General features: G+C 70.2%; 7 protein-coding genes and 1 tRNA gene. 6 read left to right on the forward strand and 2 right to left on the reverse strand.

Annotation, left to right across the window (positions count from 1 at the left end):
- Window positions 1-70 precede the first annotated feature (70 nt).
- From ACWD04_RS19240 to ACWD04_RS19265, 6 genes are all read left to right on the forward strand, one after another.
- On the forward strand, window positions 71-268 hold the full coding sequence (locus tag ACWD04_RS19240) for a hypothetical protein (protein ID WP_451133365.1): 198 nt from the start codon (window positions 71-73) through the stop codon (window positions 266-268).
- Between the two features lie 281 nt (window positions 269-549).
- Window positions 550-3,396 (forward strand): type I DNA topoisomerase, encoded by a 2,847-nt coding sequence (gene topA, locus ACWD04_RS19245; protein WP_451133367.1) that lies wholly within the window; start codon window positions 550-552, stop codon window positions 3,394-3,396.
- Between the two features lie 180 nt (window positions 3,397-3,576).
- Window positions 3,577-6,717, forward strand: a complete 3,141-nt coding sequence (gene tmk, locus ACWD04_RS19250; RefSeq protein ID WP_451133369.1) for a dTMP kinase — start codon at window positions 3,577-3,579, stop codon at window positions 6,715-6,717.
- Window positions 6,718-6,836: 119 nt separating this feature from the next.
- Window positions 6,837-8,042 carry a DNA polymerase III subunit delta' gene (locus tag ACWD04_RS19255; protein WP_451133371.1) on the forward strand — a complete coding sequence of 402 codons (1,206 nt, stop codon included), beginning with the start codon at window positions 6,837-6,839 and terminating at the stop codon, window positions 8,040-8,042.
- A 102-nt stretch (window positions 8,043-8,144) separates the two neighbouring features.
- Complete coding sequence (locus tag ACWD04_RS19260) at window positions 8,145-9,674, forward strand: alpha/beta hydrolase (RefSeq protein WP_451133373.1); 1,530 nt, start codon at window positions 8,145-8,147, stop codon at window positions 9,672-9,674.
- A 108-nt stretch (window positions 9,675-9,782) separates the two neighbouring features.
- Window positions 9,783-9,856: transfer RNA gene (locus ACWD04_RS19265), tRNA-Thr, on the forward strand.
- A gap of 199 nt (window positions 9,857-10,055) precedes the next feature.
- On the opposite strand, the gene ACWD04_RS19270 is transcribed toward ACWD04_RS19265, so the two are convergent.
- Together ACWD04_RS19270 and ACWD04_RS19275 are read right to left on the reverse strand one after the other, a co-directional pair.
- A complete protein-coding gene (locus ACWD04_RS19270; RefSeq protein WP_451133375.1) occupies window positions 10,056-11,267 on the reverse strand; it encodes a beta-1,3-glucanase family protein in 1,212 nt (403 codons plus the stop codon).
- A gap of 77 nt (window positions 11,268-11,344) precedes the next feature.
- On the reverse strand, window positions 11,345-12,619 hold the full coding sequence (locus ACWD04_RS19275; protein ID WP_451133377.1) for a family 16 glycosylhydrolase: 1,275 nt from the start codon (window positions 12,617-12,619) through the stop codon (window positions 11,345-11,347).
- Window positions 12,620-12,901: the final 282 nt, after the last annotated feature.

Consider the following 12,901-nt stretch of genomic DNA (forward strand, 5'->3'; position numbering starts at 1 on the left):
GACGTGGCAGCCTCTCCTCTGGCAGAGCCGCACGCACAGTGCGACGGCAAGAAAACCGAGGGGTCCGGACATGGAAAGCGTCACCGCGGTCTTCGCCGGTGCGGCCTTCGTGCTGTTCGGCGCCGCCCTCCTGGCCTGGACAGGGGCGCGCACCATCCAGCGTGCGCCGGTGGCGCTCGGTGTGAGCCCCGTCGCCTCCATCGCTCTCGCCGCGCTCTTCGGCGTACTCTTCCTTGTCCTCGGCGTGTGGTGTTTCAGCCGCGTCTGAATCCACTTGTGCGGCAGGGCCGGCGGCGGGCGGGCAGGCGTCCCGCACGGTTTCCCGACAGGGCCTCGAAACCCGCAGGCGACAGCACCGCGAGCAGCGGACCGGACAGTCCGGGCGGCAGGAATGGCGGAAGTCGGGTTACCGTTCGAGTGGCCGTTGCGGGCTTTTGCCGTTTGACACGGGGGCGGGTTGTACCGTCACACTCCGCAGCGACAGCACCGCGGGCAGCCTCAGAGCGCTGCCCGGATGCCCACGAGTGCCGACCGGAGAGAAGAGCGAAGTTGTCCCCGACCAGCGAGAGCGCAGGCCGCCGACTCGTCATTGTCGAGTCGCCTGCCAAGGCGAAGACGATCAAGGGCTATCTCGGCCCCGGATACGTCGTCGAGGCGAGCGTCGGGCACATCCGCGACCTGCCGAACGGCGCCGCCGAGGTGCCGGACGAGTACACCGGTGAGGTACGCCGCCTCGGCGTGGACGTCGACAACGACTTCCAGCCGATCTACGTCGTCAATGCAGACAAGAAAGCCCAGGTCAGGAAGCTCAAGCAGCTCCTCGCCGAATCCGACGAACTCTTCCTCGCCACCGATGAGGACCGCGAGGGCGAAGCCATCGCGTGGCACCTGCAGGAAGTCCTCAGGCCCAAGGTCCCGGTTCACCGGATGGTCTTCCACGAGATCACCAAGGACGCGATCCGGGCCGCCGTCGCCAATCCGCGTGAGCTCAACCAGCGCATGGTCGACGCCCAGGAGACCCGCCGTATCCTCGACCGCCTCTACGGCTACGAGGTCTCGCCGGTCCTGTGGAAGAAGGTCATGCCGCGGCTTTCCGCAGGCCGTGTCCAGTCCGTGGCCACCCGCCTCGTCGTCGAGCGGGAGCGCGAGCGCATCGCCTTCCGGTCCGCCGAGTACTGGGACCTGACCGGCACCTTCGCCACCGGGCGCACCGGTGACGCCTCGGACCCCTCGACGCTCACCGCCCGCCTCAGCGCGGTCGACGGGCGCCGCATCGCCCAGGGCCGTGACTTCGGTCCGGACGGGCAGCTCAAGTCCGGCTCGGACCGGACGCTGCACCTGGACGAGGCGAACGCCCGCGCCCTGGCGGTGGCGCTCGCCGACTCCACGTTCGCGGTCCGCTCGGTCGAGTCGAAGCCGTACCGCCGCTCGCCGTACGCCCCGTTCCGCACGACGACCCTCCAGCAGGAGGCGAGCCGCAAGCTGGGCTTCGGGGCCAAGGCCACGATGCAGGTGGCGCAGAAGCTGTACGAGAACGGCTTCATCACCTATATGCGTACGGACTCCACGACGCTCTCGGACACCGCGATCTCCGCTGCCCGCGCGCAGGTCACGCAGCTGTACGGGGCGAATTATCTGCCGGACAAGCCCCGAACGTACGCCGGGAAGGTCAAGAACGCGCAGGAGGCGCACGAGGCGATCCGCCCCTCCGGCGACCGCTTCCGCACCCCGGCCGAGACGGGCCTCACCGGCGACCAGTTCCGGCTGTACGAGCTGATCTGGAAGCGGACCGTCGCCTCTCAGATGAAGGATGCCGTCGGTAACTCCGTCACCGTCAAGATCGGTGGCCGGGCGAGCGACGGCCGTGACGCCGAGTTCTCCGCGTCCGGCAAGACGATCACTTTCCACGGCTTCATGAAGGCGTACGTCGAGGGCGCGGACGACCCGAACGCCGAGCTGGACGACCGCGAGCGGCGGCTGCCGCAGGTCGCCGAGGGTGACGCGCTGACCGCCGACGAGGTGACCGTCGACGGCCACGCCACCAAGCCGCCGGCCCGTTACACCGAGGCCTCGCTGGTCAAGGAGCTCGAGGAGCGGGAGATCGGCCGCCCGTCGACGTACGCCTCGATCATCGGGACCATCCTGGACCGCGGCTATGTGTTCAAGAAGGGCACGGCCCTGGTGCCGTCGTTCCTCTCGTTCGCCGTGGTCAACCTGCTGGAGAAGCACTTCGGCCGACTCGTCGACTACGACTTCACCGCCCGCATGGAGGACGACCTCGACCGCATCGCGCGGGGCGAGGCCCAGTCCGTGCCGTGGCTGCGGCACTTCTACTTCGGCACCGGCGACGACACGACCGGCGCGGGCGCGGCCTCCTCCGCGGGTAACGGCGACGGGGACCACCTCGGTGGCCTGAAGGAGCTCGTGACCGACCTGGGCGCCATCGACGCCCGCGAGATCTCCTCGTTCCCCGTCGGGAACGACATCAAGCTCCGCGTCGGCCGCTACGGCCCGTACATCGAGCGCGGCGAGAAGGACTCCGAGGGTCACCAGCGCGCGGACGTGCCGGAGGACCTGGCGCCCGACGAGCTGTCCGTGGAGTACGCGGAGGAGCTGCTGGCCAAGCCCAGCGGTGATTTCGAACTCGGCGCCGACCCGGTCAGCGGGCACCAGATCATCGCCAAGGATGGGCGCTACGGTCCGTACGTCACCGAGGTGCTGCCCGAGGGCACGCCGAAGACGGGCAAGAACGCGGTGAAGCCGCGGACGGCCAGTCTCTTCAAGTCCATGTCGCTCGATACGGTGACGCTGGCCGACGCGCTCAAGCTGATGTCGCTGCCGAGGGTCGTCGGTGAGGACGCCGAGGGTGTCGAGATCACCGCGCAGAACGGCCGCTACGGGCCTTACCTCAAGAAGGGCACGGACTCGCGTTCGCTGACGTCCGAGGACCAGCTCTTCGACATCACGCTCGACGAGGCCCTCGCGGTCTACGCCCAGCCGAAGCAGCGCGGGCGGGCCGCCGCCAAGCCGCCGCTGAAGGAACTGGGCACGGACCCCGTGAGCGGTGCTCCGGTGGTCGTGAAGGACGGCCGCTTCGGCGCGTACGTCACCGACGGTGAGACGAACGCGACGCTGCGGACCGACGACAGCGTCGAGGACATCACGCCGGAGCGCGGCTACGAGCTGCTCGCCGAGAAGCGGGCCAAGGGGCCGGCGAAGAAGACGGCGAAGAAGGCTCCGGCCAAGAAGGCGACGGCGAAGAAGGCCACGGCGAAGAAGGCCACGGCGAAGAAGGCCACGGCGGCCAAGAAGACGACGACCGCGGCCAAGAAGGCGCCCGCGAAGAAGACGGCCGCGGCGAAGAGGGCGGCTTCGGCTTCGTCCGAGGAGAGCTGACCGTCGCGTATCGGTTCTGAGGCAGTGCAGAGCTGACCGTCGGCTGTACGGGAACGCCGGAAGGGCTGGGACGTCCCAGCCCTTCCGGCGTTCCCGTGACAGACGGCCCGCGTTCCCTGTGGGGCATATATGTTCGGACGCGGTCTCCGGGCACCTCTCCGCTCCCGATAGGCTGGGCGGATGACGCGAGCCGAGCAGCCACCGGTCGTGAGCCCCACCTCCGACACACTTGCCGCAGACTCACGCGAGCGCGCCGTACGAGCCTTGTTGCGTGTTCCCCCGCTCAGGCGGTTGTGGAGCGCCCAGCTCGTCGGCAGTATCGGCGATTCACTCGCCCTTCTTGTGCTTGTGCTGTTGTCGCTGCAGGCGGCGGTCCTCGAGGGCTCCTTCGGGGCCGGATACCGCGGGGCGGCCTTTGCCGTCGCCGCCGTGTTCGGTGCCCGGATTGTTTCCACCGTGCTCTTCGGAGCCGTACTCCTGGGGCCTCTGACGGCGCTCACGGCACCCGGCGGTCCCGTCGACCGCCGCTGGCTGATGATCGGGACGGACGGGCTGCGGCTCGCTCTGCTGGTCGTCGCGCCCCTATGGATCGACTGGATGCCGGACAAGGCACTCATGATGATCCTGATCACCGTCTTCGTCGCCGGTGGCGGCGAACGGCTGTGGGCGGTGGCCAAGGAGAGCGCGGCTCCCGCGCTGCTCCCAGCCCCGCCCCCGGAGGGCGCCGCGGTGCGCCCGCTGCCGGACCACCTCGATGCCCTGCGCAGGCTCTCCCTGCGGACGAACTTCCTGGCGGTCCCCGCGGCCGCCGCCGTGCTCGTGGTCGCCGCGCTGATCGGTGAACTGCTCGGCACCGGCTTCGACTGGTTCTCCCTCCACCAGGCCGCTCTCGGCTCCTACGTCGCGGCAGGTCTCTTCGCCGCCTCCGTCTCGACCCTGTACTTCCTCGATTTCCCGGCCACGCAGACGCCCCGCCCCCGTTCGCCCCTGGAAGGCCTGCGCAGGCCGGTCACCGGAACGGGGCCGGACAAGGGCCGCACCGGCAGCGTCCCGCTGGTCGTCGCCGCGTGCGCCGCGGTCGCCGGGGCCGTCGCCGCCGCTGCCGCCGTCTCGGTGCTGCACGCCGCCGACCTCGGTGGCGGGCCCGCCACCTTCGCCCTGCTGGTTCTGGCCCTGACCAGTGGCACCGCGCTCGGTATCCGTACCGCGCGCAAGGTGCTGCCCGCCCTGTCGCGACGCCGGCTGCTGGCTCTGGCGGTCGCCGTCACGGGTGTGGCGCTCCTGGCGCTCGGCTTGGTGCCCGACACCGCCACCGGGCTGCTGATCGCGCTGCTCGCCGGTTACGCGGCGGGCGTCGCCGCACACATCGGGCATGCGGTCATCGACCAGGAGACGGAGGTGTTCCGGCAGTCCAGGGCCACCGAACACCTCCAGGCCGTCGTCCGGGTGCTGGTCGCGCTCGGCGCGGTGGGCGGTCCGCTGCTCGCCACAGCCATCGGGCGGCACCGTCTGGGGTCCGGTGACTTCGTCTTCGCGCACGGTGGCGCGGCCTTCGCGCTGATGCTCATCGGCGCCCTGCTGCTGCCCGTCGCGGTGATCGTCCTCGCAAAGACCGACGACCGCGCCGGGGTACCGCTGCGCCGTGATCTGCGTGAGGCGCTGCGTGGAGGCGATCCCGCCGTCGCCCCCGCGGCGAGCGGTTTCTTCCTCGTACTGGAGGGCGGCGACGGAGCCGGCAAGTCCACTCAGGTCGAGGCGCTCGCCGAATGGATCCGTGCCAAGGGTCACGAGGTCGTCGTGACCCGTGAGCCGGGCGCCACCCCGGTCGGCAAGCGGCTGCGTTCCATCCTGCTGGACGTCTCGTCGGCCGGTCTGTCGAACCGCGCCGAGGCACTCCTGTACGCCGCCGACCGCGCCGAGCACGTCGACTCGGTCGTCCGTCCGGCACTGGAGCGCGGCGCGATCGTCATCTCGGACCGCTACATCGACTCGTCGGTCGCCTACCAGGGCGCGGGCCGCGACCTCGCCCCGACCGAGATCGCCCGGATCTCGCGCTGGGCGACGAGCGGACTCGTACCGCATCTGACGGTGCTTCTGGACGTCGATCCGGAGACGGCGCGGGAGCGCTTCACCGAGGCGCCCGACCGGCTCGAGTCCGAGCCGGCCGAATTCCACACCCGGGTGCGGTCCGGCTTTCTCACCCTCGCGGCGGCCGACCCGGCCCGCTACCTCGTGGTGGACGCCGGTCAGGAACCGGAAGCGATCACCACGGTCGTACGCCACCGGCTCGACCACCTCCTGCCGCTCTCCGAGGCCGAGATCAAGGCCCAGGAGGACGCGCGCAAGGCAGCCGAGGAGGAGGCCAGGCGCAAGGCCGCGGAAGAGGCGGCCCGGAAGGCCGAGGAGGAGCGGCTGGAGCGCGAGCGGCAGGCTCAGCTTGCCAAGCTCCGTGCCGAGGAGGAGGAGCGCAAGCGCCGCGAGGAGGAAGAGGCGCGGCAGCGTGAGGCCGAACGTCAGGCGGAGGAGGCCCGGCAGCGCGCCGAGGAGGCACGCCGCCGGGCGGAAGAGGAGCGGGCCCGTCTCGAGGCCGAGGAGCGGGTGCGTGAGGCCGAACAGGAGCGGCTGCGCCGACAGGCTCAGGAGGAGGCGCGGCTACGCAAGGAGGCGGAGGAGCTGCGTCTGGAGAAGCAGCGCAGGGCGGAGGAGGCGCTGGTACGGGCCGAGGAGGCACGCCGTCGCGCCGAGGCCGAGGCTGCTGCCCGGGCCGAGGAGGCCGCGGCCGCGCAGCGTGCCCAGGAGACCGGCCGTTCCGGTTCCGCCGGGCACTCCGTGCCGGACAACGAGCTCACCGTCCCGACTCCGGTCGTGAACCCCAACGAGATCACGCAGCCCGTGCCGGTCGCCCGGCCGGACCGCCCGGCGCGCGAGGCGGACGAGACGACCGTCCTGCCGCCCGTCCGGGACGCGGATGAGACGACCGTCCTGCCGCCCGTCCGGGACGCGGATGAGACGACCGTCCTGCCGCCCGTGCGCGACGAGGACCCGTCGGACCGGGTACCGCCGGGCGTCTTCCGCGACGAGCGCCACGCTTCCCGCCCCGAGAGCGAGAACGAGCGCACGCGCGAAATGCCCCAGGTCAGCGACGACCCGCAGGCAGGACGGGCGGCTCAGGACGCCCCCGGCCGCCGGAAGCGGCCCCGTTCCGACTGGGCCGAGGAGACGCCGCTCGACGATCTGCCGTCCCTGGCCGACGAACTGCTCGGCGGCCAGGACGACGATCAGGGCGGCTCCGGACGGGGCGGGCGCCGGCCGCGCCGCTGACGACGGGGCGGGCGGTGGGCCCGGGGACGGGACGCAGGGATTGTCAGACCCTTCCCGCACAATAGGGAAGCGCTGGGATTTCGGCGTCCCCGCACCACACCATCGGAAGGGCGGTGACCATGACCGTATGGGACGACCTGGTCGGACAGGACCGGGTGCAGGAGCAGCTCGGCGCCGCCGCCCGGGACGCCGATGTACTGGTCACCGCCAATTCCGCGGGCGAGCCGGTGCCCCCGGGTTCCAAGATGACCCACGCCTGGCTGTTCACGGGCCCGCCCGGCTCCGGCCGCTCCACCGCAGCCCGTGCCTTCGCCGCCGCGCTCCAGTGCACCGGCCCCGACCGGGCTCTGGGCGGGGCGCCCGGCTGTGGTTTCTGCGACGGCTGCCACACGGCGCTGATCGGCACCCACGCCGATGTCGAGGTGATCCGCACGGATCTGCTCTCCATCGGTGTGAAGCAGACCCGTGAGCTGGTCCGCCGGGCCCAGCTGTCTCCCGCCGTGGGCCGCTGGCAGGTCATCGTCATGGAGGATGCCGACCGCCTCACCGAGGGTGCGGGAAACGTCCTGCTGAAGGCCGTGGAGGAGCCCGCGCCCCGCACGGTGTGGCTGCTCTGCGCCCCCTCTCTCGAGGACGTGCTGCCGACGATCCGCTCCCGCTGCCGCCATCTCACGCTGCGTACGCCTTCGGTGGACGCCGTTGCCGATGTGCTGATCAGGCGTGACGGCGTCGATCCCGAGCGGGCCGCGTCCGCCGCCCGTGCCACCCAGGGGCACATCGACAGGGCGCGCCGCCTGGCCACGGATGAGCGGGCGCGTGCACGCCGTGCCGCCGTGCTCAAGCTCCCGCTGCGCGTCCACGACGTCGGCGGCTGCCTCAAGGCGGCCCAGGAGCTGATCGATACGGCGACGGACGACGCCAAGCAGGTCGCCGAGGAGGTCGACGTCAAGGAGACGGACGACATGAAGGCGGCGCTCGGCGGCGTGGCCGGGGGCCGGATGCCGCGCGGTACGGCGGGTGCGATGAAGGAGCTGGAGGACAGACAGAAGCGCCGCAGGACGCGTACGCAGCGAGACAGCCTCGATCTCGCGCTGAGCGAACTCACCGGCTTCTACCGCGATGTGCTGGCACTTCAGCTCGGCTCACGGATCGCCCTCGCCAACACCGATGTGCAGGATGCTCTCGACCGGATCGCCGAGTCGTCCACGCCCGCGCGCACCCTGCGCCGGATAGAGGCCGTGATCGCCTGCCGCCGCTCCCTCGATCGTAACGTCGCGCCCCTGCTCGCCGTGGAGGCGATGGCGGTGGCGCTCCGAGCGGGCTGAGGTCCGGCGTCGGCGCACCATGCGTGGCCCCGCAGGTGCGGTGAATTCACCCGTATGAGCGGGGGATCGGTTGAGTCGTCCCCTGGCGGCTACGCTCCGGGGATGGACACCAGGCGCCTGCTCCGCATCTTTGCCACCGCGCTCGGCACTGCCGGCCTTCTCGTCTCCGGCTGCAGCAGCGGTAGTCCGGCGCCGAGTGCGTCGGCGACGGGTTCGGCCACCGCCGAGGGACTGCAGCCGTACTACGGGCAGAAGCTGGGCTGGCGGAACTGCGGTGTGGAGGGCTTCCAGTGCACCACGATGAAGGCCCCGCTGGACTACGCGAAGCCTGGAGACGAGGACGTCAAGCTGGCCGTCTTCCGAAAGAAGGCCACCGGGCCGGGCAAGCGGATCGGTTCGCTCCTGGTGAATCCCGGCGGCCCCGGCGGCTCGGCCGTCGGCTATCTCCAGGGGTACGCGGCCATCGGCTACCCCGCCCCCGTCCGTGCCCGGTACGACATGGTGGCCATCGATCCGCGCGGGGTGGCTCGCAGCGAACCGGTCGAGTGCCTCACCGGCAAGGAGATGGACGCCTACACGAAGGTGGATCAGACACCGGACGACCAGGGCGAGATCACCGAGTTGAAGAGGTCCTACGAAAAGTTCGCCGACGGCTGCGAGAAGCGCTCCGGCAAGATCCTCCCGCATGTCTCCACGGTCGAGTCGGCGCGCGACATGGACATCCTGCGTTCCCTGCTCGGCGACGAGAAGCTGCACTACGTCGGCGCCTCGTACGGCACGTTCCTCGGCGCGACCTACGCCGAGCTGTTCCCCACCCGGGTGGGACGTCTCCTCCTGGACGGGGCGATGGACCCCTCGCTCCACGCGATCGACATCAACCGCGATCAGACCGCGGGCTTCGAGGCGGCGTTCCAGTCATTCGCCGCGGACTGTGTGAAGCAGGCCGACTGCCCACTCGGCACCACGTCCACCGCTGGTGCGGCGACGGCGCTGAAGAAGCTCTTCGCCGATCTGGACTCCGCACCCGCGGCGACCGGCGAGACCCGGGAGTTGACAGAGTCCCTGGCGACCACGGGTGTGATCGCCGCCATGTACGACGAGGCCGCCTGGCCCCAGCTCCGCGAAGCCGTTGCCGGCGCGCAGCGCGGTGACGGCTCCGGACTGCTCGCTCTGGCCGACAGGTACTACGAGCGCGAGCCGAGCGGTAAGTACGCCAATCTCATGTTCGCCAACGCCGCTGTGAACTGCCTCGACCTGCCTCCCGCCTTCACCGGCACCGCAGCGGTGGAGAAGGCGCTCCCGGAGTTCGAGAAGGCCTCGCCGGTCTTCGGCAGGGGCTTCGCCTGGGCGGCCCTGAACTGCGGCTCCTGGCCCGTGGACCCCACCGGCACCCCGCACCGCACCGAGGCGGAGGGCGCCGCGCCCATCGTCGTGGTCGGCACCACCCGCGACCCGGCCACCCCCTACAAGTGGGCCGAGTCCCTCGCGGACCAGCTCTCCTCCGGCACTTTGCTCACCTACGAGGGCGACGGGCACACGGCGTACGGCCGGGGCAGTGACTGCGTCGACACCGCGATCAACACCTATCTGCTGGAGGGCACGCCGCCAAAGGACGGCAAGAAGTGCACCTGACCTGACCTGACCTGCGGATACGGTGGCGCGGGCGGGCGGTACGGAGCACCCCCGGAAACTGTGTAGACTTGGCGTCGCTGCTGGTCGCACCATGGTGCGACCGAGCGTGCCGCCTTAGCTCAGTTGGCCAGAGCAACGCACTCGTAATGCGTAGGTCTCGGGTTCGAATCCCGAAGGCGGCTCTGTGAAAGCCCCAGGACTCACTCGCCGTGACCTGGGGCTTTTGCTTTTCTCCGGTCAGGCCACGAGGGCCGCGCCGTTCGGTCCGGGGCGCGGTCCCAAGCGGCTGCGGACGTTCGGAAGGCCCAGGCCCCCTGCGACCTGGGGCTTTCCGCTGAAAGGAAGCGCGGACCGGCCGCCTTTCAGGACGGCGACAGCTGTCTAGAACGGCGTCAGCGTCAGCCGGGCCCCCGTGGGTGCGGTGTCCTGGATGTACGAGGCGAAGTCGGCCACATCGTCGAAGGCGAAACCGTACGCCTTGCCGTCCAGGGTCGCCGCGTGGATGGCCTCCGCGTAGTGGTTGGTCAGCGGCGAGGACCGGTAGAAAGTGGCCGGGTCGGTGGTGGGCTGGGCCGGGTTGCTGACCAGGGTGGAGCGGTTGAAGCCTGCGCCCAGGACCGCGGCGACGGGGCCCGTCGTGCCGTCGTTGGGAGCGGCCAGATTGCCGTCGCAGAAGAGCACGTCGCGGGTGGTCGGCCTGCTGAACGAGACCGGCGCGGGGCCGTCGAACACGAACTGGTCGCCGCGGACCCGGCCGGTGAAGGCGCCTGCGTTGGTTGTCACGGTGAGGTCCTTGCCCGTGTAGGTGCTCCACACCTCGTCGATGTACGGGGCGAAGTAGTCCGTGGCGAAGATGCCCGCGTCGAGGCCGTGTCCCGGGGCGATGATGCGCCGTTCGGCCACCACCAGGGGCGCGAACTCGGGGATCGCGCTGACAGCCGCGAAGGCCTGCGCGCGTCCGCCTTCGCGCAGGGTGCCGGTGGTCTGGTCCTTGGTGCCGGTCAGACCGATGCTCAGGGGGACGCTGAACATGTCGACCATGGTGGTGTTGCAGAACATCCCGGAGGAGTTGTACGTGAACTCCGCGCAGTCGTGGAGCACGGAGTAGTTGGGGTCGGAGCTCACCCAGCCCGCGGGGTACTGGAGGGCCGCGTTGCCGTTGCCGTCCGCCACCGCCTTGAACTTCAGCTTGTCGCCGAGGGCGACGTAGATGCGGCCGGACATGTACGGCAGCGACAGCTTCGTCTCGCCGCTGCCGGACAGGGCGATGGCGTAGTCGGTGAAGCCGTCTGCGCCGTTGTCCGAGAGGGATATCGGCGCCGGAGTGCCTTCGGGCGTGACCCGGACCTGCTTGCCGTCCTGGTTGCCCACGATGTAGACGAACACCGAGGAGTTGGCGAACGAACCGGAGTTGTTGACGATCGTCAGCGGCAGGGCGCCTGCGGCTGAGCCCTTCGTACCGTCGTCGTCCGAGCCGACCGTGGCGAGTGCGTGCGGGGCGATGACGGCGATGGCGGGGGCGGCCACAGCGGCTCCGGCCAGAGCGGTGAGCAGCTTGCGGCGGGAGACGTTGCGCTGGTGGCGAGGGGGCATGTAAGGGTTCTTCCTTCGTCCGGGTAGGTGTGGGGCCACGAGCCCGACGGGTATGTGGGGGGCCGGGACTCAGAGGGTCAGCCGGTGGTCCACTTCTGGTTCGCTGCGCCGGTGCACGTCCAGATCTGGAGCCGGGTGCCGTCGGCCGAGGAACCGCCCGTGGCGTCGAGGCACTTGTCCGCCCCGGCGTTGGTCAGGTCGCCGGCCTGGGTGTGGACCCACTTCTGGGCCCCGGTGCCGTTGCAGGTGTAGAGCTGGACGACGGTGCCGTCAGCGGTGGAACCACCCTGCACATCCAGGCACTTGCCCAGTGCGCGCACGGATCCGTCGTCGGCCAGGGTCCACTTCTGTGCGTCGACGCCGTTGCAGTCGTGGAGCTGGATCGGGGTGCCGTCGGCGTTCGAAGCGCCCGCGACATCGACGCACATGCCGCCGATACCCCTGATCGGGCCGGTGGAGCCTGTGTCGCCGCCGGAACCGTCGGAGGCGGAGACCCTTACGTAGTCGATGGTCATGGTCTGCGGAAGGGCGGTGGAACCGTCCGGGCTGCCGGGCCAGTTACCGCCGACGGCCAGGTTCAGGATGATGAAGAACGGGTGGTCGAAGACCCACTTGTTGCCGTTCACATCGGCGGGAGTGCGTGTCTGGTAGGTCTGACCGTCAACCGACCAGACGAGGGCGTCCGGGCTCCAGTCGACTGCGAAGGTGTGGAATTCGTCGGCGAATGCCTTGCCGTCCGGCAGGCTGTACGAGGCGCCGATGCCGGCACCGCCGGAGTAACCGGGACCGTGGATGGTGCCGTGGACGGTGCCGGGCTCCTTGCCGACGTTCTCCATGATGTCGATCTCGCCGCTGTTCGGCCATCCCGCGCTGCCGAGGTCGTCGCCGAGCATCCAGAAGGCCGGCCAGATGCCCTGGCCGCGTGGGATCTTGATCCGGGCCTCGTAGCGGCCGTACGCCTGGGTGAAGGTCTTCGCGGTGTTCAGCCGGGCGGAGGTGTACTGGCAGGTCCCGTACCAGCACTGGAGGCCGGAGTCGCTGTTCTTGTGAGCGGTGATCACCAGGTTCCCGTTGCCGTCCAGAGACGCGTTTCGGGTGCTGTCTGTGTAGTACTGCAGCTCATTGTTGCCGTTGCCCGAACCGCCCGTCTCCAGAGTCCACTTCGAGGAGTCCGGAGGGCTGCCCGCAGCGCCGTCGAACTCGTCGGACCAGGTCTGCGCGGCGGTGGAGGCAGCGTTGGCCCGGGTGGTGGTGGGCCCGGTCGTGGTGATCAGGAAGGCGGCGGTGAGCGCGGCGGAGAGCAGGAGAACCAGTCCGCCTAGTGACCATCTGCGTGCGCGGTGAGCGGCCATGGGCTACGTACCTTTTCTGTGGGGAAGAGCAGGACGCGGAGCCGGCGGGAATGTGTGGAACGGCGTGCGGGAGCGCGTTCTGAGAGCGCTCTCGTCTCGCGGTGTTCGCCGCCGACGGAGCCTGATGGTACGCAGTCGCCTCGGCTCGGCAAACCGTGGTGGTGACGATGAAATCGCCGTGACCTGCGGTTACTTGGACGAGCGTGATGAGCTCCGGATGGCTTAAGGCGCTTTTAACTCGGACTTAAGTCCGCAGGCCCCGTCAGCGCTCCGCAGGGGAGC

Source organism: Streptomyces sp. NPDC002911, assembly GCF_053591835.1.